At 40.3% G+C, this 25385-nt stretch carries 24 protein-coding genes; 13 read left to right on the forward strand and 11 right to left on the reverse strand.

Annotated elements, in window-relative coordinates:
* Positions 1-93: 93 nt before the first annotated feature.
* Positions 94-954 carry a class II fructose-bisphosphate aldolase gene (locus NSS70_RS19590; RefSeq protein WP_063389040.1) on the reverse strand — a complete coding sequence of 287 codons (861 nt, stop codon included), beginning with the start codon at positions 952-954 and terminating at the stop codon, positions 94-96.
* Positions 955-1131: 177 nt separating this feature from the next.
* Complete coding sequence (locus NSS70_RS19595) at positions 1132-1503, reverse strand: response regulator (RefSeq protein ID WP_063389041.1); 372 nt, start codon at positions 1501-1503, stop codon at positions 1132-1134.
* A gap of 178 nt (positions 1504-1681) precedes the next feature.
* On the opposite strand from NSS70_RS19595, the gene NSS70_RS19600 reads away from it, so the two are divergent.
* Entirely contained in the window at positions 1682-2200 is a 519-nt protein-coding gene (locus tag NSS70_RS19600; RefSeq protein WP_339210656.1) for a DUF2529 domain-containing protein, read from the forward strand.
* Between the two features lie 446 nt (positions 2201-2646).
* Here NSS70_RS19600 and NSS70_RS19605 read toward each other — a convergent pair whose 3' ends face one another.
* The 3 genes from NSS70_RS19605 to NSS70_RS19615 all read right to left on the reverse strand — a co-directional run bounded on the left by NSS70_RS19605 (position 2647) and on the right by NSS70_RS19615 (position 7418).
* Positions 2647-4251, reverse strand: coding sequence for a CTP synthase (locus NSS70_RS19605; protein ID WP_063389043.1), 1605 nt, complete (start codon positions 4249-4251; stop codon positions 2647-2649).
* A gap of 203 nt (positions 4252-4454) precedes the next feature.
* Positions 4455-5009 (reverse strand): DNA-directed RNA polymerase subunit delta, encoded by a 555-nt coding sequence (gene rpoE, locus NSS70_RS19610; protein ID WP_339198023.1) that lies wholly within the window; start codon positions 5007-5009, stop codon positions 4455-4457.
* 291 nt (positions 5010-5300) lie between these two features.
* On the reverse strand, positions 5301-7418 hold the full coding sequence (locus tag NSS70_RS19615; RefSeq protein ID WP_117016864.1) for a (Fe-S)-binding protein: 2118 nt from the start codon (positions 7416-7418) through the stop codon (positions 5301-5303).
* Positions 7419-7640: 222 nt separating this feature from the next.
* Here NSS70_RS19615 and NSS70_RS19620 point away from each other — a divergent pair, with 222 nt between their 5' ends.
* Positions 7641-8165, forward strand: coding sequence for an RNA polymerase sigma factor (locus NSS70_RS19620; protein ID WP_063389046.1), 525 nt, complete (start codon positions 7641-7643; stop codon positions 8163-8165).
* Positions 8166-8683: 518 nt separating this feature from the next.
* On the opposite strand, the gene argS is transcribed toward NSS70_RS19620, so the two are convergent.
* The 4 genes from argS to speE all read right to left on the reverse strand — a co-directional run bounded on the left by argS (position 8684) and on the right by speE (position 12756).
* The gene (gene argS, locus NSS70_RS19625; RefSeq protein ID WP_340882366.1) at positions 8684-10360 is read right to left on the reverse strand and encodes an arginine--tRNA ligase; all 1677 of its coding nucleotides are present in this window, start codon (positions 10358-10360) and stop codon (positions 8684-8686) included.
* A complete protein-coding gene (locus tag NSS70_RS19630; RefSeq protein ID WP_063389048.1) occupies positions 10361-10786 on the reverse strand; it encodes a DUF1934 domain-containing protein in 426 nt (141 codons plus the stop codon).
* A 164-nt stretch (positions 10787-10950) separates the two neighbouring features.
* Entirely contained in the window at positions 10951-11832 is an 882-nt protein-coding gene (gene speB / locus NSS70_RS19635) for an agmatinase (RefSeq protein ID WP_063389049.1), read from the reverse strand.
* Positions 11833-11925: 93 nt separating this feature from the next.
* Positions 11926-12756 (reverse strand): polyamine aminopropyltransferase, encoded by an 831-nt coding sequence (speE, locus tag NSS70_RS19640; protein ID WP_082829608.1) that lies wholly within the window; start codon positions 12754-12756, stop codon positions 11926-11928.
* 197 nt (positions 12757-12953) lie between these two features.
* Here speE and NSS70_RS19645 point away from each other — a divergent pair, with 197 nt between their 5' ends.
* The 3 genes from NSS70_RS19645 (at position 12954) to NSS70_RS19655 (ending at position 16765) form a co-directional block, all read left to right on the forward strand.
* Positions 12954-15014 (forward strand): transglycosylase domain-containing protein, encoded by a 2061-nt coding sequence (locus NSS70_RS19645; protein WP_340882369.1) that lies wholly within the window; start codon positions 12954-12956, stop codon positions 15012-15014.
* Positions 15015-15297: 283 nt separating this feature from the next.
* Positions 15298-16131 carry a lipoate--protein ligase family protein gene (locus NSS70_RS19650; RefSeq protein ID WP_063389051.1) on the forward strand — a complete coding sequence of 278 codons (834 nt, stop codon included), beginning with the start codon at positions 15298-15300 and terminating at the stop codon, positions 16129-16131.
* Positions 16132-16150: 19 nt separating this feature from the next.
* Complete coding sequence (locus NSS70_RS19655) at positions 16151-16765, forward strand: PH domain-containing protein (protein ID WP_063389052.1); 615 nt, start codon at positions 16151-16153, stop codon at positions 16763-16765.
* A 226-nt stretch (positions 16766-16991) separates the two neighbouring features.
* Here NSS70_RS19655 and NSS70_RS19660 read toward each other — a convergent pair whose 3' ends face one another.
* The gene (locus tag NSS70_RS19660) at positions 16992-17669 is read right to left on the reverse strand and encodes an RsfA family transcriptional regulator (protein WP_066251351.1); all 678 of its coding nucleotides are present in this window, start codon (positions 17667-17669) and stop codon (positions 16992-16994) included.
* A gap of 182 nt (positions 17670-17851) precedes the next feature.
* Between NSS70_RS19660 and NSS70_RS19665 the strand changes: the two genes are divergently transcribed.
* The 5 genes from NSS70_RS19665 (at position 17852) to NSS70_RS19685 (ending at position 21400) form a co-directional block, all read left to right on the forward strand.
* A complete protein-coding gene (locus NSS70_RS19665; RefSeq protein ID WP_063389054.1) occupies positions 17852-18076 on the forward strand; it encodes a DUF1450 domain-containing protein in 225 nt (74 codons plus the stop codon).
* Positions 18077-18253: 177 nt separating this feature from the next.
* Entirely contained in the window at positions 18254-19579 is a 1326-nt protein-coding gene (locus NSS70_RS19670; RefSeq protein WP_063389055.1) for an HD domain-containing protein, read from the forward strand.
* A 17-nt stretch (positions 19580-19596) separates the two neighbouring features.
* Positions 19597-20115, forward strand: a complete 519-nt coding sequence (locus NSS70_RS19675) for a YwgA family protein (protein ID WP_063389056.1) — start codon at positions 19597-19599, stop codon at positions 20113-20115.
* A 100-nt stretch (positions 20116-20215) separates the two neighbouring features.
* Positions 20216-20878, forward strand: coding sequence for a site-2 protease family protein (locus NSS70_RS19680; protein WP_130156419.1), 663 nt, complete (start codon positions 20216-20218; stop codon positions 20876-20878).
* A 15-nt stretch (positions 20879-20893) separates the two neighbouring features.
* The gene (locus NSS70_RS19685) at positions 20894-21400 is read left to right on the forward strand and encodes a YwhD family protein (protein ID WP_063389058.1); all 507 of its coding nucleotides are present in this window, start codon (positions 20894-20896) and stop codon (positions 21398-21400) included.
* 76 nt (positions 21401-21476) lie between these two features.
* Here the strand turns inward: NSS70_RS19685 and pta are convergent, their stop codons facing one another.
* Positions 21477-22451: a phosphate acetyltransferase gene (pta, locus tag NSS70_RS19690; RefSeq protein WP_063389129.1), complete on the reverse strand. Its 975-nt coding sequence runs from the start codon at positions 22449-22451 to the stop codon at positions 21477-21479.
* Positions 22452-22676: 225 nt separating this feature from the next.
* On the opposite strand from pta, the gene hemQ reads away from it, so the two are divergent.
* From hemQ to gerQ, 3 genes are all read left to right on the forward strand, one after another.
* Positions 22677-23444, forward strand: a complete 768-nt coding sequence (hemQ, locus tag NSS70_RS19695) for a hydrogen peroxide-dependent heme synthase (RefSeq protein ID WP_063389059.1) — start codon at positions 22677-22679, stop codon at positions 23442-23444.
* Between the two features lie 605 nt (positions 23445-24049).
* Positions 24050-24427, forward strand: a complete 378-nt coding sequence (locus NSS70_RS19700; protein WP_144597646.1) for a cell wall hydrolase — start codon at positions 24050-24052, stop codon at positions 24425-24427.
* A gap of 10 nt (positions 24428-24437) precedes the next feature.
* Positions 24438-24881 carry a spore coat protein GerQ gene (gene gerQ, locus NSS70_RS19705; RefSeq protein ID WP_063389060.1) on the forward strand — a complete coding sequence of 148 codons (444 nt, stop codon included), beginning with the start codon at positions 24438-24440 and terminating at the stop codon, positions 24879-24881.
* The last annotated feature ends 504 nt before the right edge of the window (positions 24882-25385 follow it).

The raw sequence follows: 25385 nt of genomic DNA on the forward strand, positions 1-25385 counted from the left end.
GATCGCTTTCTCAAAAACAAGAAACGAAACCGCCATACTTCATAAAAGAAAGGCGGCCGTAAATTGCAAAAAGAAATATGAAACCTTATCTATTTATTCTGCTTTTCCGGATGAACCGAATTCGCGCATTTTGCCTTTAACTGTTTCTTTAATGGCTTCCCGGGCAGGACCTAAATATTTGCGCGGATCATACATATCCGGATTTTCTGCCAAAACTTCGCGTACGCGTTTAGCAGATGCTATTTGGTTTTCTGTATTAACGTTAATTTTCGCAGTTCCTAAAGAAATTGCTCTTTGAATATCCTTTGTCGGAATTCCTGTTCCCCCGTGCAGTACTAATGGAACGCCAGTCCGGTTGCTGATTTCCTCCATTTCTTTAAAGCCTAGGTTCGGCTCTCCTTTATACGGACCGTGAACAGATCCCAATGCAGGAGCTAGGCAATCAATACCTGTCCGTTTTACAAGCTCTTCACATTCATTTGGATCAGCGTAAATAATTCCTTCTCCTACTACGTCATCTTCCTGTCCGCCGACAACACCTAATTCCGCTTCAACAGAAACACCATGTAGATGAGCAAGCTCCACTACTTTGGAAGTTAAAGCGACATTCTCTTCAAAAGGATGATGAGAGGCATCGATCATAACAGAAGTAAAGCCGGCATGAATAGCTTTTGCACATGATTCAAAGCTTGAGCCGTGATCTAAATGGATGGCAACTGGAACGGTAATTTTATAATCTTCCATCAAACCTTTTACCATGTTCACAACCGTTTTAAAACCGCCCATATAGCGACCAGCGCCTTCAGAAACGCCTAAAATAACCGGTGATTTTTCTTCTTCTGCTGCTTGCAGAATTGCTTGTGTGAACTCGAGATTGTTTAAATTAAACTGTCCTACAGCATAGCCGTTTTCTTTTGCACGATTTAACATTTCAGTCATTGAAACTAAGGGCATCGAAAAATCCTCCTTAAATTAAGTAGCCTATGTTGCGATTAGCGAAAAGCTCAAATCTAGCATGACCTGAGCAAGAAAAATGTATGTATGATGCCAATCATCTTTTCTTACTAAATAGAATACCAACTTATGAGGATTTCGGCAACTTTATCCCGATAAATTCATGGATTATACACTTTATTTCGCTCGGGAAGGCAAATATTTTCTCACTGTATCCCGCAGCTCGTCAATGTCAAACGGCTTGGCGAAGTGTGTTAATGCCCCTAAATCTTTCGCTTCCTGAATCATATCCAATTCTCCATACGCGGTCATGATAATGACTCGTATATCAGGGTTAACCTTTTTTAGCCTTTTTAAAATTTCTATCCCGTCCATCCCTGGAATTTTCATGTCTAATAAAACGAGATCAGGGGAATGGTTTTCGGCTATTTCTAATGCCTGAAAACCGTTAGCAGCTTGAAAAGTTTGATAACCCTCTTTATTGAACACTTCATTCAGCAAAATCCGAATTCCGTATTGATCGTCGACAATTAAAATTTTCCCATCCATTTTTACACCTCTTAACTTAAACAAATGCAATACTTTTTAAAATTTTATTTAGTTATGTATTCTCGATTAAATTACAATTTCCTGCCAACCGATTCACAAATTATTCATATTTTGATTCTTCGCCGCTTTTTCTTATTATATAAGCAGAGAACTTTGTATAAAGGTGGCTGATGATTGAATGTTAAAAATTTTTACGACACAATTAACAGGGTTTTTCCAAAGAATTCAAGAGAAAGAAAACAGCCAAATAGAAGATGCCGCACGTCTTCTGGCGCAAGCTGCAATCGGAGAAGGCGCCATTTATGTAAAAGGATGGGGAATTCTTGAAGGAGTTTATGCCCAAGTTGAAAAAGGAGAATCCTTTCCGGCATGCAAGCCTTTGCCTGATGTGGATAACGTAACCGCAGCAGACCGTGTTCTCCTTTTCACCCCGTTTTCGACTGATCTTGATGCGATTGATACTGCGCAGCAATTGGCCGAAAAAGGGATTCCAACCGTTGGGGTTTCCGCAGCTGTTAACGGCGAAAAAAGCTTACAGCAATTTGTCGATATACATGTAGATTCCAAATTAACAAAACCCATTATTCCCACTGAACATAATGAACGAATCGGCTTCCCTGTGCTCATGACTTCATTATATGTTTACTACTGCTTATTTTTGACTGTGAAAGAAATATTGGAGGAACATGAAGAATAAACTTTACATGCAAGAAATGCGAAGAAATTGGCAAATCGCCAATTTCTTTTTTTATGAATTAGCATAGAAACCCATTGATTTCAAATTTAGTCCTCTCTTATACAGACTTTAGACCTTTATCAAATACATTTTGTAGTGCAGAGAGGCTGATGATCTGTTTCATGATTTACAATGCGTTTTTATGAAAAATCGCGTATAAGTCTTTTTTTCGATACTCTAATAAAATTTTATGTAAAATGCGACGCCGTTTATAGGGATGGTTTTTAAATTTAGAACAGCGTCGATTTCCCGATCGATTCTTTCTTCAAAATGAAAAACAAAGCCGCTGCTTTTGGAAAACAGTGAAAGAGGCGATTTTTTGCTATTGTCGAAATAAAAAAATTTGTATTACGAGCAAAAAAAAAGGCTGTCTAACCAATCGTTCAGACAACCTTTTCTTTCATTTCTTATTGATTTTTCTTGTTTAGAGAAGCGTGAATGAACTCCCGGAAAAGAGGCTGCGGTCTAGTTGGCCGTGATGTAAACTCCGGATGGAATTGGGACGCAACAAACCAAGGGTGGTCTTGTAATTCAATGATTTCTACTAACCGTCCATCTGGACTTGTTCCGGAGAATACAAATCCGGCCTCTTCCATTTGCTGACGGAACTCATTGTTAAATTCGTACCGATGGCGATGACGTTCATAAATTACTTCATCGTTGTAGGCTTCATAAGCCTTTGTTCCTTCTTTCAATTTGCAAGGATATAAACCAAGACGGAGCGTTCCTCCTAAATCCTCTACTTCTTTTTGCTCCGGAAGCAAGTCAATAATCGGATATGGAGTGTTTGGATCAATTTCAGATGAATTCGCACCTTTTAATCCTAGAACGTTGCGGGCAAACTCGATCGAAGCTACCTGCATGCCAAGACAGATGCCAAGGAAAGGAATTTTTTGTTCGCGGGCGTATTGAGTCGCGATTATTTTCCCTTCCACTCCCCTGTCTCCAAATCCGCCAGGAACTAATATACCTTCAGCTCCCTGAAGCAAGTCTGCTACATTCTCCTTCGTAACATGCTCCGCATTGATCCAATCAATTTCCACATCGGCATCATAATAATATCCGGCATGCTTCAAAGCTTCCACAACGGAAATATAGGCGTCCTGAAGCTCGACATATTTGCCGACTAAGGCGATTTTAACTGTTTTTGATAAATTGCGGACTTTATTGACAAGCTCGATCCATTCCGTCATATCAGCTTGTCCGCATTGAAGATCCAAATAATCGCAAACAATTTGATCAAGGTTTTGTTCTTGCAATGCTAAAGGGACGCTGTAAAGAATATCGGCATCACGGCATTCAATGACAGCTTTCGGTTCAATGTCGCAGAACAAAGCAATTTTATCTTTCATCTCTTGGGAAATCGGCATTTCTGTGCGCACTACAATCACATTTGGCTGTATTCCCAATGAGCGCAATTCTTTCACACTATGCTGTGTCGGCTTTGTTTTCATTTCTCCTGCTGCTTTAATATATGGCACAAGAGTACAATGAATGTACATGACGTTTTTGCGGCCTGCTTCATTTTTCATTTGGCGGATTGCTTCCAAAAACGGCAATGATTCAATATCTCCGACGGTACCGCCGATTTCGGTAATAACGACATCAGCATTTGTTTCTCTGCCAGCGCGAAAAACGCGGTCTTTAATTTCATTCGTAATATGGGGGATGACTTGAACGGTTCCACCTAAATAATCGCCTCTCCGTTCTTTTTTAATGACGGCCGAATAAATTTTTCCTGTTGTGACATTGCTGTACTTATTTAAATTAATATCAATAAAGCGCTCGTAATGGCCTAAATCGAGGTCAGTCTCAGCGCCGTCATCCGTCACGAACACTTCGCCGTGCTGATACGGACTCATTGTTCCCGGATCAACATTGATATATGGATCGAATTTTTGAATCGTCACATTCAACCCGCGGTTTTTTAGAAGTCTGCCAAGAGATGCGGCAGTAATTCCTTTCCCTAAAGATGAAACAACGCCACCGGTTACAAAAATATACTTGGTCATGCAAAAATTCCCTCCAGTTGCAATCTATCCTTTTGTTAATTTGCACAAAATAAATCGTCAGAAGGCATCAACAAAAAAATATGAAAGCTCCCTTCCTTTTCGGAAAGGGAGCTTTCATATTGTAATTTGTTTTCCGTACTTTTAAAGCCCAATTAAAATATTAGCGAGGAAAACTATGAAAGTCAACCCTTAAATTTAGTACATTATTGTTCGTCCAATTCTTCCTCATCGAGATCGAAATCAGCATCCAACTTGTCATCTTCTACATCGTAATCATCGTCAATTAGTTCATCATCAAAGCTTTCATCATCTTCTTCGTCCTCAAAATCATCGTCTTCTTCATCAAGATCAAGCTCTTCTTCATCCACATAATCGTCAAGATCGTCATAGTCAAGATCGTCTTCAACCAAGTCTTCATAATCGTCAAGATCTTCTTCATCGTATGCAATCTTCGCTTTTTTCTTCTTCGTTTTAACCGTCGGCTGGGTTTCTTCTTCAATTTGATCGAGCGGATACCAGCTCTTAATGCCCCAGCTATTTTCCCCAATGCAAATAAATTTTCCATCTATATTTAAATCCGTATAAAACTGTGCAATGCGTTCGGTCGCTTCTTCCTCCGAAAGCCCTAATAAACTGCTAACTTCTTTCATTAATTCTTCAAACGGTATAGCTTGCTTTTTTTCGGAAAGAATAAGGTAAGCGATATCCACCATCGACATTTCTTTCAGCTGCTCCTGCGAGTATTGCGTTAAGCTCAAGGTCAGGCACTCCCTTTCTCGTCTTTCATCTATCTTTATTAAATGAAAGGGCAACGAAAATAGAATAAAGCATGATATAATTCCGAATGATGAATGCCGCCCTTTCAGTGATGTACCATATGATACGTTTGCATACCATTCATTATAAACAAATTTTACAACTTTATGCTACCGTATTGTGTCTTGATTTTAAATTTTTTCGTCAAATTCCATTGTCTATCTTTCTATTTTTTAAAATCTTAAGGCGCCCTTGTGGCGCCTTTTAAAATTGCTTTCTATCTAATCATATCTTTATGAAATGAGCTCTTGCTCCTTCGATTCGCCAAAAACAGCTTTTTCCAGCAGCTCCGCTACATCGTACGTTTTCACTTTATTTTCAACCTCTTTTGCTTTCGTTCCATCTGTCAGCATTGTTAGACAATATGGACATCCGGAGCTGATCACGCTTGGATTGACAGCTAATGCTTGTTCGGTGCGCGCAACATTGATGCGCACTCCCGTGTCTTCCTCCATCCACATAAGACCGCCGCCGGCTCCACAGCACATGCCCGTTTCCCGATTCCGTTCCATTTCAACAACTTTTACACCTGGAATGGATGCCAAAATTTCACGGGGTGGATCATAAATTTCGTTGTATCTTCCAAGATAACAAGAATCGTGGAAAGTAATCGTTTCATTCACTTCATATTTCGGAACGAGCTTCTTTTCTTTCAACAGTTTTGCTAAAAGTTCTGTATGATGGTATACTTCGGCTTCAAAACCGAAATCCGGATATTCATTTTTAAATATGTTGTAAGCATGCGGGTCGATTGTAACAATTTTCTTCACATTATATTTTTCAAATTCGGCTATGTTGCTTGCAGCAAGCTCTTGAAATAAAAACTCATTGCCGAGGCGCCTCGGTGTGTCACCTGAATTTTTCTCTTTATTTCCTAATATAGCAAATTTCACACCTGCTTCGTTCAAAAGTTTAGCAAACGATAAAGCGATTTTTTGGCTGCGATTATCAAATGATCCCATGGAACCGACCCAGAATAAATATTCAAACTCCTCGCCTTGCTTTTTCAATTCCTTCACCGTTGGCACGTAGACATCTTCTCGTGATTTGCGCCAATTTTCCTTATCTTTGCGGTTTAGGCCCCACGGATTTCCTTGCCGTTCAATGTTTTGCATCGCCCGCTGCGCATCCGGATTCATTTTTCCTTCTGTTAATACAAGGTAGCGGCGCAGGTCAATGATTTTATCGACATGTTCGTTCATTACTGGACATTGGTCTTCACAATTCCGGCACGTCGTACATGCCCATATTTCTTCCTCTGAAATGACCTCCCCGATGAGGCTTGGATTGTAGTCGAGAGCCGCCGCCGCTTCACCTGTTCCCTTTTGCAGCGACTGAAGAGCCAACTGATTTCCCATCGTATTTTGAAATGCAAAGGCAGGCACCCAAGGGGACTTGGAAGTGATGGCAGCCCCTTTATTTGTTAAATGATCCCGAAGCTTTATGATTAAATCCATCGGCGAAAGCATTTTTCCAGTACCAGTCGCCGGACACATATTTGTACACCGTCCGCATTCAACACAGGCGTACAAATCGAGAAGCTGCGTTTGCCGGAAATCTTCAATTTTTCCGACTCCATATGATGTTTGAGTTTCGTCTTCAAAATCAATTTTCTCCAACTTCCCTGGATTTGACAAACGACTTAAAAAAACATTGGCAGGTCCTGCAATTAAATGGGCATGTTTAGACTGAGGGACATACACTAAAAATGTGAGCAAAATGAGCAGGTGCACCCACCAAAAAACGTAAAAAATAACAGCGGCGCCTGTTTCACCGACAAAGCCCAGCAGGAAAGCAGCCGATGAGGCAACAGGTTCACTAAAGCTTCGTTCATATCCCCTCCAAATCATGTACATACCGTTTCCAAGCAGTACAGACAGCATTAATCCGCTGATAAAAATAAGGACAAGTCCGGATTTAAACCCTCGTTTTAAACGGACAAGCTTTTCAATGTATCGCCGGTAAAAAGCAGCAACTACCGCTACTAAAATAAGGAGGGTAACAATTTCTTGGAAAAAGGTGAAAATCGGGTATAACGGTCCGAAAGGCAAATGGCTCCCCGGAATCAGCCCTTTTAAAATGAAATCAATCGCACCGAATTGGACAAGAATAAAGCCGTAGAAAAAAATAACATGAACCCAGCCCATTTTCTTGTCTTTTAATAGTTTTTTCTGTCCGAACACATTGACCCAAATCCGTTCGAAACGTTCTTTTACCTTCCCGTCGAATTCTTCTTTTTTTCCAAGTTTGATATAAGCAATTCTAGTTTGAATTAAATAAATAAACAAATACACCGCGTAAACGGTTACAAGCAAAAACGCAAAAAAATTAATCCATAATAGTGTATTCATTATTCTCCCCCATTCATAAAATCCCCCTGTTGTATTTGACTGAAATTTCGGACGTTTCTTAATTATATTATATAATGAATGAACGTTCAGTCAATTCGCCAAATCGTTGAAAATCGGAACCATTTTTCCTTTGTTTCGTATATAATGACAGTTATTGATTTCTAAAATATTGAACAAATTCCAAAATTTATTTGTTCATTTTGCTAGAGGAGTGCCGGAAAAATGGATACGACTGACATTGTCGGGCTCATTAAACAACACCATCATCAAATAAAAAAAACTGTCAAAAGGACTGTGAAAAACGAATCTCTTGTTGATGATATCGTCCAAGAAGTTTGTATTAAAATATATATATATTTTCAAACGAATGATATGCCTACCAATATCAGCGCTTGGATTACGACTGTCTCAAAAAATACAGCCACCGACCATCTTCGAAAAATTCAACGAAACAATCATTTGCTAAACCATCTGCAGCAAGAAGCAATTTTTCACAACTGCTCAGAATGGAATCCCGAATCCGAGGCCTTATTAAAACAAATGATTGAATATGTGCAAAATGCATTAAACGAAATGGATCCTAATACAAAAAAGATTATTCTATTGCGGCAGCAGGGATTATCCTATACAGAAATTGCCCAGCAGATGAATTTGCCTAAAAATACGGTGAAAACAAAAATTTTCCGCGGCCGAAAACAGTTAATGACATTTCTGCAAAAGAACGGGGTTTTTCAAAATGATTTATGAGGATGTTAGTTTTCAATATAACTAAGCGACCAATAATCTCTGCAACGACTGCCGGGCGTTTGCTGAACAACTCAAACAGCGTTCACATCGCTGTGGAAAATTCTCTTGACCTAGCAATAGAGCCTGCAATTTACTTTTGGATCGCGTTTTTTGTTTTTCGCTTTTTTCATTGTCTGCTTTTCCATAGTCTCAGCTGGTTCAGCCTCATTTCAAAAAGCAGTATGATGGATCCTGTTTAATACAGCAAAAAATGAATAAGCTCTTCCCTATCATAAACAAAATACAAAAGGGGTTATAACTCAACAAACAGCACAGCTGTCGGAAAATAAATAGCATGTCTCCTTCAAATATATGCAAACAAAAAAGCAAAAAGCCCTTTTTCACACAATAACTTGTTGAAAAAAGGCTTTTTCTGCTCTCTTCGTTTTAACATCCTAGAAAAAGAGATGCGATTAGGTTAAAATCGGAAAGCGTTCCTATTTCCCTTTTACTCGAATCATTTCCCACATCTAAATTCGTTACATTTTTTCAGGAGCGGAAACGCCAATTAAGGTAAGGGCATTTTTCAGCGTGATTTGCGTTGCTTTCATAAGAGCAAGCCGCGCCTTAGATTTCATTTCATTGCTTGCATCAAGCACCTTTTCTGCATTGTAGAAGCTGTGTAGCACAGATGCCAGCTCAAAAATGTAATTCGTAATCCGATGCGGAATTCTTTTCTCTGCGGCTTCAGCGACAACGCCAGGGAATTCCCCAAGCTTTTTTAACAGCTCTATTTCTTTCTCAGATTGAATTTCATTCAAAAGATCGCTTTCGTTTGCATTGTAAGACAGCCCTTGCTCGTTTCCTTGGCGGAGAATGCTGCATACACGCGCATGAGCGTATTGTGCGTAATAGACAGGATTTTCATTTGATTCCGATACAGCCAAATCCAAGTCAAAATCCATATGCGAGTCGCTGCTTCTCATAGCAAAAAAGTAACGAACGGCATCCAAGCCGACTTCTTCGATCAATTCTCTCATCGTGACAGCCTTGCCAGTACGTTTTGACATTTTCACTTTTTCGCCGTTTTTAAAGAGGCTGACCATTTGCATAATTTCCACTTCAAGAACATTTTGATCATACCCCAGCGCCTGAATGGCTGCTTTCATTCTCGGTATATAGCCATGATGATCCGCGCCCCAAATGTTTATCAGCTTATCAAAGCCGCGATCCAATTTATCTTTATGATAAGCAATATCTGGTGTTAAATACGTATAAGACCCATCCTTCTTAATCAACACTCTATCTTTATCATCGCCAAATGCAGTAGAGCGGAACCATGTTGCCCCGTCCTGTTCATAAATGTGGCCGTTTTTCCGAAGCATGTCGAGCGCCTCATCAATTTTGCCGCTTTTGTATAGGGATGTCTCAGAATACCAAACATCGAAGGAAACGCGAAATTCTTCGAGGTCTTTTCTAATTTTCTCAAGCTCATATTTCAGACCGAGGTCACGGAAAAATTGCAGCCGTTCTTCTTCGCTTTTTTCAAGCAGACTGTCGCCATATTCATCAGCAATTTTTTTTCCGATTTCCATAATATCTTGTCCATAGTATCCGTCTTCAGGCATTTCCGCTTCTTTTCCAAGCGCTTCTAAATATCTTGCCTCTACGGACAGAGCTAAATTGTGAATCTGATTTCCAGCGTCATTAATATAATATTCCCGGGTTACATCATACCCCGCTTTTTCTAAAATGTTGCAAAGAGAGTCGCCGAATGCTGCTCCGCGCGCATGCCCTAAGTGAAGATCTCCCGTCGGGTTTGCAGAAACGAACTCCACTTGGATTTTTTTACCTTCCCCAACATTTGATTCGCCGTATTTGTCACCCGCTTGAATAATGGCTGGAATCAACTTAGTTAAATATTCATTATTCATGAAAAAATTAATAAAGCCCGGACCAGCAATATCAATTTTTTCAATGGATGCTTTCGCTCGATCAAAATGTTGAACAATTTCCTCTGCAATCGCCCGAGGCGCTTTTTTAGCTATGCGAGCAAGCTGCATGGCCATGTTTGTTGAGTAATCGCCGTGTGCTTTTTCTTTCGGCACCTCTAAAATAACTTCCGGAATTTGCTCCTCTTCTGCGATGTTTGCTTTCAATACAGCATTTTTTATTTCTTGTTTCAGCTGCTCCTTTACTTCATCTACAATGTTCATTCAATGCTCCTCCTTCTTAAATTGAATGCTTAAACTGTGTAAACGAGGGGTATCTCCATTTATTTCGAGCAAATATTCTATGCTAAGTGTACCATGTTTTTCTTCATCTGTATGCCAGATAAGCGATTTTGTCTCTGCTGCGAGCTTCAGCGTCCCGTACGGTGTTTCATAATTGGCATACGTTTTTTGTCCCTGCTTGAAGCGCTGTCTTAAGCGAATGCCTCCGGAACGTATGAGAGTCGTTTCCTTTTCGCTGATTTTGATTAACGTCTTAACGGTTTCATCATCTTGAATCTCATCATAAACCAAATAAAAAGTGTGCTGCTTTTTGAAAAATTCCCCGGTTGTATAAAATTCAATCCGCTCTTCTTCTGTTTGATTTTGAAAAATCTTGTTTTGAACATAAATTTGAACAGGTACGCGCATGTCTTTATATCATCCTTTTTAGGGATTTATTCTATATTTTAGTGGAAATCATTTGCTGTTAAAAGCTTTATATTGGCCTGCCTGCCGCTTGACGCTCGATCCAAGCTGTTCAGCTTTTGAATAATAAAAAGCCATAGCAGAAGCACTATGGCAGAAAAATGACTTTACTTTCTTTTTGCCACCCAGCCTAATAACATTTCGCGAATCAATTTGCTCGCTGTATTCGCTGTTTGTTCTGAATGGTCATATACAGGTGCGACTTCAACTAAATCAGCGCCGACAACTTTCACATCAGAACGGGCAATTTCATGAATAGAAGCAAGCAGCTCTTTTGATGTAATGCCACCAGCATCGACTGTTCCGGTTCCCGGCGCGTGAGCAGGATCCAGCACATCGATGTCAATCGTAACATATACAGGTCTTTGTGAAAGTTTCGGAAGAATCTTTTTGAGCGGCTCGAGCACTTCAAATTTGGCAATGTAAAGTCCAGCCTCTTTCGCCCATTCAAACTCCTCCTTCATCCCAGATCGGATGCCGAATGAAAAAATATTTTCCGGGCCAATCAAATCGCTTGCTTTCCGGATCGGAGTGGCATGAGACAGAGGCTCGCCTTCATAATGCTCGCGCAAATCTGTATGCGCATCGATATGAATGACCGCTAAATTTGGATATTTTTTATGCATCGCTTTAATGACAGGCCATGTTACAAGGTGCTCTCCTCCAATTCCGAGAGGAAATTTATCCGCTTTTAAAATTTTGTCCACAAACTCTTCAATCAACTCAATGCTCCGCTTTGCATTTCCAAACGGAAGAGGAATATCGCCTGCATCAAAATATTTTACGTCCCCAAGCTCACGATCTAAATAAGGACTGTATTCTTCCAATCCGATGGAAACCTCCCGAATGCGGGCCGGACCGAAACGGGAGCCTGGCCGGTAGCTGACTGTCCAATCCATCGGCATTCCATAAATGACTGCTTCACTTTCCTCAAAGCTTGGATGGCTTCTAATAAAAACATTTCCTGAATAAGCTTCATCAAATCGCATGGACATCACCCTCCTGTCTGAAAAAGCAAGAGGCTGATCCCTCTTGCTTAAACTGTATCATGCTATTCGCTTTTTGTTCAGTTTTCCTAAAGGCTATTTAATTATTTCGGAAACAAACTTCGGTAAAGCGAATGCAGCTTTATGAATTTCTTTCGTGTAATATTTAGAATCCAAGTCAAAGAAACGATCGTCACTTACCTCAATTGGATCATATTTCTTCGATCCGATCGTGAACGTCCACAGCCCGCTAGGATATGTCGGGATGTTTGCAGTATATAGCCTTGTAATCGGGAAAATCTCTTTCACATCATGATAGACATTTTTTATCAAATCTGCCTTAAACCAAGGATTATCCGTTTGCGCGACAAAAACGCCGTCCTCCTTCAAAGCTTTGGATATTCCTGCATAAAACCCTTTTGTAAAGAGGTTGACCGCAGGACCGACAGGCTCGGTTGAATCAACCATAATGCAGTCATATTGATTTTCGCTTTGTGCAATGTGCATAAAGCCGTCGCCAACTTTCACTTCAACGCGTGGATCATCTAGTTTTCCGGCAATTTCCGGCAAGTATTTTTTTGAATACTCGATCACTTTGCCGTCAATTTCTGCAAGTGTTACTTTTTTTACACTTGGATGCTTTAGCACTTCACGGATAACGCCTCCGTCTCCTCCTCCGACAACTAGCACATATTCTGGCTTCGGATGAGTAAACAACGGTACATGGGCCATCATTTCATGGTAGACAAATTCGTCTTTTTGCGATGTCATTACCATTCCATCCAAGAAAAGCATGTTGCCGAATTCTTCTGTCTCCACTACCTCCAATTTTTGGAATTCGGTCTGTTCTGTATGTAAAGTGCGTTTAATTTTCATCGTAATCCCGAAATGTTCTGTCTGTTTTTCTGTATACCAAAGTCCTCCCAAGATTTAATCTTCCTTTCATATGTTTTTCCAATATCTTTCCCTAATTTGAACAGACAACACGTAAACCTCAAAAAAAGTATAGTGGAATCTATCAAAATTGCAAAGAATAAATTTCATTTTTCATAGGTGGAAGTTTAAAAACTTGCGAATCACCTCATACTGAATAACAAAACGAACGGGCTTAAGAGGTGATGGAAATGGAAGCGATGACGCCAAAAGGCATTCGTCTTACCATCAAAACAATCCGGGCATTATTTTTTATTCATTTTTTTGTTTTTGCTGCGGCAGCTATTTGTATTGCGGTTGTTTTGATTGCGGCTAAAGTACAAGGCGCTCCTTCCATTGTTGTGCCGCAATCAACTGTATTGTACGCAAGCAACGGAACGAAAATCGGTGAGGAGCATCACGGCGGCCGCCGTTTTTGGGTGGAGCTTGATGAAATTTCACCCTATTTAATCAATGCGACAATCGCTATTGAGGACAAAAATTTTTATGATCATCACGGTTTTGATTTTAAACGAATAGCAGGTGCTGCCGTTGCCGATCTCAAAGCGATGGCAAAGGTGCAGGGAGCCAGCACAATCACCCAGCAATACGCAAGAAATTTATATCTTGGATTTGAAAAAACGTGGGCTCGGAAAATGACAGAAGCTTTTTATACCATTCGGCTCGAGATGAACTACTCGAAAGAAAAAATTTTAGAAGGCTATTTAAATACAATATATTATGGACACGGAGCCTACGGGGTCGAGGCGGCCTCCCGTTATTACTTCGACAAAAAGGCAAAGGACTTGACGCTCGCCGAAGCCGCTCTACTTGCCGGCATTCCGAAAGGACCGTACTCCTATTCACCGATGGTGAACTATGATTTATCAAAAAAAAGACAAGAGATGATTTTGCAGACAATGGTCAAACAAGGGTTAATTACAAAAAAAGAAAGTGAACTGGCTGCAAAGGAAAAATTAACGTTCAAAACGAACGAAAACACCAAAACAGAAAAGTTCGCCCCCTATTTTCAAGATGAGGTTATGAAAGAAGTAAAAGAAATATTGCAGGACCACCAATTAATTGAAACAGCCGGTCTGAAAATTTTTACTACTCTTGATCCAAATCTGCAAAAAATTGCTGAATCGACCGTAGAAAAAGTCATGAGGAAAGACTCGGATATCCAAGTTGCCTTCTCGGCAATCGATCCGAAAACAGGCGAGGTAAAAGCTCTAATCGGCGGACGGAATTATAAAGAGAGCCCTTTTAACCGCATGACTCAGGCAAAACGTCAGCCTGGTTCAACGATTAAGCCGTTTCTATATTATGCAGCCTTGGAAAATGGATTTACGCCGTCCACAATGCTGAAAAGCGAGCCGACAACGTTCCATTTTCAAAATGGAACAAACACATATTCCCCGGGCAACTACAATGGCTACTACGCAAATGATGAAATTACATTAATAGAAGCCCTTGCTTTGTCCGACAATATTTATGCTGTTAAAACCCATATGTTTATCGGTATGGATCAATTAATAAAAATGGGAAAGCTTTTTGGAATCGGAGAAAATTTTAAAATGGTTCCGTCGCTAGCTTTAGGAACTTCTCCCGTAAGGCCGCTCGATCTCATGAACGCTTACGGCATTTTAGCGAACGGCGGTCAAAAAATAAAACCGATATTTGTCCGTAAAATCATTGATAAAAATGGAAAAGTCTTATATGAGGCAAATGTTGAAAAGGAACAAATTCTAAATGAACAAACAGCCTTTATCACCGCACATTTAATGACCGGCATGTTTGATCGAAAGCTAAACAGTTATACAACTGTTACAGGGGAAAACATTATCGATCAACTATCAAGGCCTTTTGCTGGGAAATCCGGGACGACAAAGACTGACAGCTGGATGATCGGATTTGCCCCGCAGCTCGTAGCAGGTGTATGGACAGGTTATGACAAAGGAAAGACGATTGACATGGTCGAGGAACGAGCCTATTCGAAAAAAATTTGGGCCGGCTTTATGGAAGAAGCGTTGAAACATGAACCTGTAAAACAATTTAAGCCGCCTGAAGGAGTTGTCGGCGTTTATGTCAATCCGGAAAACGGGCTTTTAGCGACGAAAGAATGTCCCGTCTCCCGCCTTGCGTATTATGTGAAAGGCACGGAACCAACAAAATATTGCATGGAGCACCTCGACAATATGGAAGAGCCGAAAAACAGCGGGCGGAAAAAAAAGGATGAACCATTATGGAGAAGGCTTATGCCGTGGTTTTAGACATATAGGCAAAATAAGGGTTTGCGCATAGTCTTGACGCAAGCCCTTATTTATTTTTCAAAGAAGATGCAGCTCCTATGATATACTATAAAAAAGGACGATATATATTCAGATGTCATAACAAGAGGCCAGTCCTTGTAGAAATCGACCGATTACATGTATGCTACAGCTCTTATATTTTTCGAAAGCTTCAGCGAAAAATCTGAGGAAAAATAAACGAATAGCCGATTTCTACTATCCTTTTCATGCTTAAAAACACACGACTGAAAGGATTATCACAGCAATGAACGAATTATTAAAACAGCCGGAATGGAGAATCATCGATCATTCAAGCTTAGGACTCTTTTTTGATGCCAAGCAATCATTCGCTTACGATGATACGTTGTGCACGACAGTCGGGAGCGGCATGTCCCCCGCGACAGTCCGCACTTGGGTGCATCATGATACGATTGTTCTCGGCATTCAAGATACAAGAGCCCCGTTTTTAAAAGATGGAGTAGATTTTTTAAAAAAACAAGGATATAAAGTCATCGTTCGAAATTCCGGCGGGTTGGCTGTTGTTTTGGATGAAGGGATTTTAAACGTATCGATCATTTTACCGGAAAAGGAAAAAGGAATTGACATTAACCGCGGTTATGATGCGATGAAGGATTTAATCTGTTTTCTCTTGAAACCGTATGGCGCAGAAGTCGAAGCAGGAGAAATTGTCGGTTCATATTGTCCCGGGAGCTACGACCTCAGCATTCACGGCAAAAAATTTGCCGGCATTTCTCAGCGCCGTCTTAAGAGAGGCGTAGCGGTTCAAATTTATTTATGCATCACAGGAAGCGGAGCAGCGCGCGCAAACGAGATTAAACAGTTTTATGACAAGGCGACAAAAGGACAAGCCGAACATTTCAAGTACCCAAACGTAAATCCGAGCACGATGGCGTCTTTACATGAATTATTAAAGGTGAAGTTAACCGTCCAGGATGTGGTGCACGACCTTTTTGCAGCCTTACAACATTTGAGCGGCCGCATTTATTCCTCCAATTTAACCGACTTTGAACTGGAATTGTATGAAGCAAACTTCATAAGAATGATAGAGCGGAATGAAAAATTTTTGCCTAATATGTAAATCGGGAAGGGAGAAAGTTATGTTTAAAAAAGTAGCTTCTGATGTTTTAGGATTAAGTGATATCGGCACGGTGATCAAGCCGGAGGATTATGATAAAGTGGACGCGGATGATTATGTCATGCATGAGGATGGGGAAAAAATCTACTTCCTCATTAAGTCGAAAACCGACGAGTATTGTTTCACAAACAAAGCGTTAATCCACGTTGACGGCACAAGCGCTGTCAGCAAAAAACGCACTTTAAAGCGGTATGACTACTATGCCCACCGCGTTTCAAACGTTGTGCTTGAAACGGCAGGGACTATTGATTTAGATGTAGAAATCAAATTCCAAATTGGAAACACGCCTTTTTCCATTGATGTTCATAAAAAACATTTAGAAGAGCTAAAAGATTTGTATAAAGCGTTGATTAAAATAGAAGAAATTTCAAACGATCATGACAATTATATGGAGTATGCAAAACAAAGCCTGCAAATGGCCGCCTCTGTATTCACCAACAACCGCATAAATGAAAGCAATATTTCCGAGCAATTTAAAGAAATTAACGATATTGCGTTCAATTGGCTGATGAATGCGAAAAAGCAATACAATTTAAAAGATTACGGGTTTGTGTTTGACCTTTTTATCCAGCAATAAACACTAAATAAATGCTAAAAAATAAATCAAGTAGAGAAAAACAAACCGTTTCTCTACTTGATTTCGTATGTTTGTTTGAAGTAGCTGGCGAATGCCTGCTACTTTCGGACGTTGCGGCTAATGCCGCAATCCCTTTTTATTTTTTGTATGGCTATTATTCAAAATATTGAATAAGATCAGGCTGCCGCTCTTTGTCCTTTAAAAGACGCAGGCGGAGCGTCTTCCGCTATTCCGCCATTTTTTCCAGATTGCCGTTTCGATCCATTTTAAACGTTGTTGTCGGACGTTCTTCTTCCTCAAAGAGAACTAGCTTTCGAGCGCGGTTCATAATCTTCATAAGTGTTTCATAGTCTTCTTGAACTGTTTTCGATTCTTCCTCAAGCTTGGCAACCTTCTTCTCCAACTCTTCGTTTTTCTTAATCAGTTCTTCATTTTCTTTTTTCAAACGCTCGTTTTCTTGCTGCAAAGCCTCGATATGTTCGCTGTTCCCTTGGTAAGTTCTTAAAAATTCAATTACACTATCCATTGTCAGCTCCACTTTTGAATTGGCTGCGAGCTCTGGATGATTATAATTCTTTGAATTTTGCACCGCATTTACTTCAGTAAAATCACCAGGCGACGCTTCAGGCGGCGTATAAAGCAATCGCTTCTTTGCAGTCTGGCCTTTCCCAAGCGCTCTCATTTTCTGCTTTCTCTGTTTTTTTGCAAGCTGCAAAGCTTTTTCATACTTATGGCGCACAACGGCGTTCCAGCGGAAGCCACAGGCGGCCGACGTGCGGTTCAGCTTATCACCAACTTCTTCAAAAGCGTTTAATTGCGTGCTTCCTTCACGGACATGCCGCAAAACGGTTTCTGCTAATAGCAGATCGTTTTCTTCTGTCCAAGCATCCTGTCTTGTTTTCATTCACTCTCAACTCCCTTATTCTTGAATAATACTATTTGTTCTAGCATCATTTTTCCCAAAAGATTAAAAATATATACAAGGATAGTAGATTTTTACAGAAAAGCGCTGTACTTGATTTCAAAAAAAAGACAAGGTATACTACCCGATAGTGCTTATTCATGAAGAAAGGATTGTTCAAAAGGATGGCAAATGAGTTCCGTGTATGCGACGATTGTAAAGCGCCAAATTTAAAATCGCTTATTCCGAAATTAAAGAATTTGGATCCCGATGCTAAAATTGAAATCGGCTGCCAATCGTACTGCGGGCCCGGAAGAAAGAAAACGTTTGTATTTGTGAACAACCGTCCGGTCGCTGCGTTAACGGAAGAAGAGTTAATAGAAAAAGTGAAAGCAAAGCTTAAAAAATAAGAAACCGCCTTTTAAGGAATGAATGCTTCCTGAGGCGGTTTTTTATTTAAGGTTGTTGAACGACATGGACCCGATTTTCCTTTGTGTCTGTTTAGAATCGCACTTTAAAAAACGAGGTGTTCACCTGAATTTAAACAAGTTATAATATAATCATGTCAAAACGGAAGAGGGAAGAAAATGACCTATGCAAGTGAAAAGCTGCCAGAAGAAAAAGTTTTTAAAGACCCGGTTCACCGTTACATCCACGTTCGCGATAAAATCATTTGGGATTTGATCGGGACAAAAGAGTTTCAACGGCTGCGCCGCATCCGCCAGCTCGGGACAACTTTTTTAACTTTTCACGGTGCGGAGCATAGCCGATTCAACCACTCATTAGGCGTTTATGAGATCGTCCGCCGAATTGTTGATGACGTATTTCGCGGGAGACCGGAATGGAACGAAGATGAGAGGCTGCTAAGCTTATGCGCTGCCCTTTTGCACGATGTCGGACACGGTCCCTTTTCTCATTCGTTTGAAAAGGTCTTCCATCTGGATCACGAAGATTTTACCCAAGCCATTATTTTAGGAAATACAGAAATAAACCGTGTTCTCTCAAATGCAGGGGCGGAATTCCCGAAAAAAGTGGCAGAGGTCATTGCGAAAACATACAAAAATAAGCAGGTTATCAGCTTAATTTCCAGCCAAATTGACGCCGACCGAATGGATTATTTGCAACGAGATGCTTTTTACACAGGCGTTCAGTACGGCCATTTTGACATGGAACGCATTTTGCGCGTGATGAGGCCGAGAGAGGATCAAGTCGTCATTAAATACAGCGGCATGCATGCTGTCGAAGATTATATTATGAGCCGATATCAAATGTACTGGCAAGTATATTTTCATCCAGTAACGAGAAGCGCTGAAGTCATTTTGTCCAAAATTCTCCATCGAGCAAAAGCTCTGTATGAAAATAATTATTCATTCCAAGCAGATCCAGTCCATTTTTATTCGATTTTCAAAGGAGATGTCACAGTCGAAGATTATTTAAAATTAGACGAATCCATCATCCTTTATTATTTCCAAGAATGGCAAAAGGAAAAGGATCCGATTTTAAGCGATCTGTGCAACAGATTTATAAACAGGCGCCTGTTTAAATATGTGGAGTTTCAACCGTCCAATGAACAATTGATGAAGCTGATTGAACTAACAAATTTGTTCAAAAAAGCAGGCATTGATCCGGAATATTATCTTGTTGTCGACTCGTCTTCAGATCTTCCGTACGATTTTTACCGACCGGGCGAGGAAGAAGAACGGCTGCCGATCCATTTGCTCATGCCAAACGGGGAAATACGGGAGCTTTCAAGAGAGTCGGAAATTGTGGACGCCATTACCGGAAAGCGGAGAACGGATCATAAATTATATTTTCCTCTTGATTTTTTAAAAGATTTCTCGGAGAAACGAAACTTGAAAAAACAAATTTTAGAAATTTTGCAGCTAACTGACAAAGATGGATTTATTCTGTAGGTGAGGAGATGAAGGGTGTGTTAACCGAACACGCAAAATTAATGAAAGTGCTGTCCGCTTCGAAAGAGATCATCGGACGAAAAAAACTGCAAAAAATTATATTTATAGCAAAAAAACTTAATTATCCCTTTTATGAAAAATACGAATTCCATTTTTACGGGCCGTATTCAGAAGAGTTGACGCTTCGCATTGAAGAGCTTTGCAACATGGGCTTTATCAATGAAGTAAAAGAAAAAAAAGGCGGCTATTATCAATACAAATATTCCCTTACAAAGTCGGGGCAGGAATTTTTAAGCCATTACGATTTGGACATGCCCGAACTGCAGAATTGCATAAATGAATTAAACGCCCAATCAGCACGTTTTTTAGAACTTGTATCAACCATTTTATATTTTGATCATTTGGACAAGGAAGAAGTGAAGGAAAAAGTATTCACGCTCAAAAAAAAGCAGCGTTATACGGATGAGGAAGTGGAGGAAGCTTATCAATTTATTCAACGATTGCAAGATCACAAATTCAGTGCAAAAATCAGCTGAATTTTCCCCTAAAAAAATGAAGAAAATCCTTTTTATGTATTTCAACCTTTTTATAGTATACTGTAAGCAAAGGAAATCGTTAGAATAGGAGGGCGCATTTTTGCCGTTTTTATATTACGATTTAGAAGTTATACCGTTTGTCATTATTGCTTTGATCGTCGGCTTCACTATCCATGAATTTTCACATGCATTTGTTGCCTATAAGTTCGGAGATCCGACAGCGAAAAATCAAGGGAGGCTGACCCTTAATCCGATCTCCCATTTAGATCCGATCGGTACTCTTTTAATATTTTTGGCAGGGTTTGGTTGGGCAAAACCCGTTCCGGTGAATCGTTTCTATTTTAAAAATCCCCGCTTATCCGGGGTATTAGTATCTGTAGCTGGTCCATTGAGCAATTTATTCATTGCCTTTCTCGCTTTTTTGCTGCTGAACTTTCTCTTTTCGTTTGGATTATTTGCTGGCTTATCTTATGATGGAGCCAGAATGGTTGAACAATTTTTTAATATTCTTATATCATTAAATATTATGTTGTTTATCTTTAATTTATTGCCGTTTCCGCCGCTTGACGGTTATCGCATCATTGAAGATTTAGCCCCGCCGGACATCCGCGCCAAGCTTACTCAATATGAAAATTACGGAGTGCTTATTTTTTTAATTATTGTTATCACCCCTTTGGATCAATATATTATTCATCCGATATTTAATTGGGGAAGCCGAGCCGTTATCACTCTTTTTCATTTCGTTTTACAACCGTTCTTTTAAAGGAGGGATGTTTACATGACAGAAAAAAAGAAAAAGGTCGAGTTCCAAATTATTAAAAACGATCCAACTGACGGCCATCGCGGCTTTGGAGCAGGCACCCTTAGCCTGGAAAATGTTTCCCCTGTCTTCATTGACATCGAGGAAAAAACGGCATTTGTAGATATCGGCGCAATGCATGCAAGAAGCCAGGTAGAACGCGGCATTAAATTTACTCATGTGAAAGAAGACGTTCCGAACGGAAAACCGTATTGGCTTGTATGGGTAACAATTGACAGAAAAGAAGATGGGCCATATTATGCCGGGGTTGCTGCCTGTTATATGACTGTTGATCGCGAGGCAAGACGAGGTTATAAATCATTGCCTGAACACGTAAACCGCATGGATAAATCGCTAAAACGGAACATCATTGTCGACCACATGGATGAAAGCTCGAAAAAAGTTCTTTCCGATTTTCTTCGAAACCATGATGAAGGCATGTGGGAGCGCTCAAGCGATGAATTAAAGCAAAGCCTTTCTGTTTAGAAGCGGAAGGTGTTGTTGATTCAGCAAAAAATGTGAAAAGCAGGGAATTTTTGATGGAAAATTCCCTGCTTTTTGTTTATGCAAGCGCCTGAAGGGCTGTGATTATCGCTAATTTATATACATCTTCAGCGTTGCAGCCGCGAGATAGATCGTTCACTGGAGCATTCAATCCTTGGAGAATCGGTCCGATCGCTTCAAAGTTTCCAAGTCTCTGTGCAATTTTATAGCCGATGTTTCCAGCTTCAAGGCTCGGGAATATAAATACATTGGCATCGCCTTTAATTACAGATCCCGGCGCTTTCTTTTCCGCAACAGACGGCACGAAAGCTGCATCAAATTGAAACTCTCCGTCCAATATTAAGTCCGGAGCCATTTCTTTTGCCAATTCAACTGCTTTTGCCACTTTTTCTGTTTCCTGGGATGTTGCTGAACCTTTTGTCGAGAAGCTGAGCATAGCAACGCGAGGGTCGATATCAAACATTTTTGCCGTTTTCGCGCTTTCAATAGCGATCTCTGCTAACTCCTGACTGGTTGGAGCGATGTTGATCGCGCAATCAGCAAATATATATTTTTCCTCACCACGAACCATGACGAATACGCCTGATGTTTTTTTCACGTTTTGTTTCGTTTTAATGATTTGAAGAGCCGGCCGCACTGTATCTGCGGTTGAATGTGCCGCACCGCTCACAAGCCCGTCCGCTTCCCCTTTATAAACAAGCATCGTGCCAAAATAATTTTCATCCAAAAGAAGCTTCCGTGCTTCTTCTTCTGTCACCTTTCCATTACGGCGTTCAACAAAGCTTTGAACAAGCTCTTCTATTCCACTGTAATTGGCAGGATTATATATTTTTGCACCTGCAACAGAAATATTTAAACTCTTTGCTTTTTCTTCAATTTCTGTTTCATCCCCAATTAAAATGGGCTGTAACAAATTTTCCTCTGTTAATCGGGAAACTGCTGTTAAAATTCGCTCATCCAATCCTTCAGGAAAAACAATTTTAATATTTTTTCCCGATATTTTATTTTTCAATGCTGCAAAAATGTCTGCCAAAACAAAGTCAGCCTCCTTAATCTTAAAACATTCTTTTAACATGAATTGTTCCATTCACTTTTAGCATACCCCACCTGCTCTTAAATTTAAAATGAAAAATTTCATCATAGCGCTTTCAACAGCACTTTTTTCTGTCACATAATTGTCATACTGTTTTACCCGGATATTCTCCCCTAAACTGTGGTATAGTAAACTTGTACATAGCCAATATGAGAGGTGACGAAAATGAGTGAAGAAGTTCGTTCAAATGAAGCCGTTGAAACGCTCGATGGTTGGTATTGTTTGCACGATTTCCGCTCGATCGATTGGAGCGCTTGGAAAACTTTATCTAGCGATGAACGCCAGGAAGCTATTCATGAATTTCTGAATTTGTTAGAAAAATGGAGTGCAGTGGAAAAAGACCAACAAGGCAGCCACGCTTTATATACGATCGTTGGACAAAAAGCAGATTTGATGATCATGATTCTCCGGCCAACGATGGAAGAATTGAATGAAATTGAAACGGAATTTAATAAAACAAAACTGGCTGAATATACAAGCCCTGCCTATTCATATGTTTCCGTTGTGGAATTGAGCAGCTACGTAGGCGGCGGAAATGATGAAGATCCGTATCAAAATCCATATATCCGATCTAGACTATATCCTATTTTGCCGAAATCAAAATATGTTTGCTTCTATCCGATGGATAAACGCCGTCAAGGCAATGACAATTGGTATATGCTGCCGATGGAAGAGCGCCGGAGCCTCATGAGAAGCCACGGACTTATCGGCCGCAAGTACGGAGATAAAGTAAAACAAATTATTACCGGTTCTGTCGGATTTGATGACTGGGAATGGGGCGTCACGCTCTTCTCTGATGATGTTTTGCAGTTTAAAAAGCTCGTATATGAAATGCGTTTTGATGAAGTAAGCGCCAGATACGGCGAATTTGGCTCTTTCTTTGTCGGCAACATTTTGCATCCTGAAAAAATTGCAGCATTTTTACATGTATAAACCAGTACTGCTTTCAGTACTGGTTTTTTCTGCTGAAGGGCGCCCATAGTGAGTAAGAAATCCTAGCTGACATGCTTAATGTGTACGGAAAAAGGTCATGTTGTGCAGGAAGTGTAACAAATCACGATTTATCTCTTTCTTACGTGCAACAAAATAAAAGTACGGGGAGATTTGAAGAAAAATTTCAATGGAAAGAATGGGCGAGAGGGTGACTTTTCCCAACACCATGCACCATGCCAAGCGCCATGGATGAATACATATATGCCACTTCTCAAAATATGGGGCTGTCCAGTCAAAATCCACTGAAAATAAAACATCATAAGCATTGATATATCAGTGTTTCTAAAACATTAAAGGGGCGTCTATAAGCCGGAAAATCGACTTATTAGACAGCCCCTCATACTTTATAAGCTTCTTTTTTTCTTTTATACAGAACAAAGATGTCGGAATGGGAATTTTTCCGAATGTCATAAAAAAGGTTTCATCGTCATACATTGGAATGAAAGATTACTATTTAGGCAATGTCTTTTTAAAGAAAAAGGCAGGTGAAAAAATGGCTGTAATTCCCACATACTGAAGAAGATGTAAAGCTATTGGCCAGATTGATGAGAGCTGAAGCAGAAGGAGACGGAGATTTAGGCATGCTTCTTGTAGGCAATGTCGGTGTCAACCGTGTCCTTGCAGATTGTTTAGACTTTAAGGATATACGCACCGTTCGCAGTATGGTGTTTCAAAGCCCCGGAGGCTTCGAAGCCACACAGAAAGGATATTTTTATCAGGCTGCAAGGCAAAATGAAATAGACTTAGCAAGAAAAGTTTTGAAAGGAAACCGCTACAGTCCTGCAGAAACTGCTTTGTGGTTTTTTAAGCCATATGGCGATTGCCCTGCTACATGGTATAACCAATATAACTCAGGACGATATAAATCCCATTGTTTTTATTTTCCTGCACAATCTGCTTGCCCAAGCGTATACAGATTTTAGGAGGTTGAACATGAGCAACAAAAAACAGAACCAACGGCAGCAGCAGGGGTATCCAGTTCCTGCAGTTACTCCTGTACAGCCAACCTATCCGTACGGATTTTACGCGCCCAGCGGGTCTGTTATCGGCGCCCCTCCCTCAGCTCAACCAAGCGGCACCAGCGGTCAAGCTGTACCCGGAATGCTTCCGCTTGAAGAATCCTATGTCGAAAACATTTTGCGCTTAAATAAAGGGAAATTGGCCACCGTATACATGACCTTTGAAAACAATCCTGAATGGCCGGCGAAAGTATTTCGCGGCGTCATTGAAGCTGCCGGAAGAGATCATCTCATTTTAAGCGACCCGCAAACAGGAAGGCGATATTTATTGCTGATGGTTTTTTTGAATTACGTCACTTTCGATGAGGAAATCGTATATACATCCCCTCAAAGTCTCGCTTCTTATCCACCAAGATAAGAAAAACGCTAGACAGAGAGAGGCCGGTAGGAATGCTGCAAGACGCTTACAATTTCTTGATCAATACCCTGCCCTCTTGTCTAGTTCTTGTCAAATAGACAAAAGTCTAAGCATCCTTGCTTCTTTAATGAAGCAAGGTTGTTCAGCTTTTCTATGAGCTTTTATTTTCATTTTGATCTTAACTAGAAAACTTTCAAAAACGACCAATTAAGCTTTTTTATTTTCCCTTCGACTTAAAACGTATAATCGAGATTCTGAAAAAAGCTCCGATTACCTCCCCCATTTCATCTAGGGCATTTTCCGCATCCATAGCAATAATCGAGTAGGAGGGAGCGATTAACTCCCGTCCTCTCACACCACCGTACATACGGTTCCGTATACGGCGGTTCAATTAAGATAATTGACGCAAGTTTTCATAACTTCCGTGAATAGCTGTTCTCTTTATGCCAGTGGTCACTCCACCCTCCAAGAGGTCTCCCACGGGATTCACCGCTTCCTCCCTCA

It is taken from the genome of Aeribacillus sp. FSL K6-2848 (assembly GCF_038004325.1).
In the GTDB taxonomy this organism is placed as follows: domain Bacteria; phylum Bacillota; class Bacilli; order Bacillales; family Aeribacillaceae; genus Aeribacillus; species Aeribacillus composti.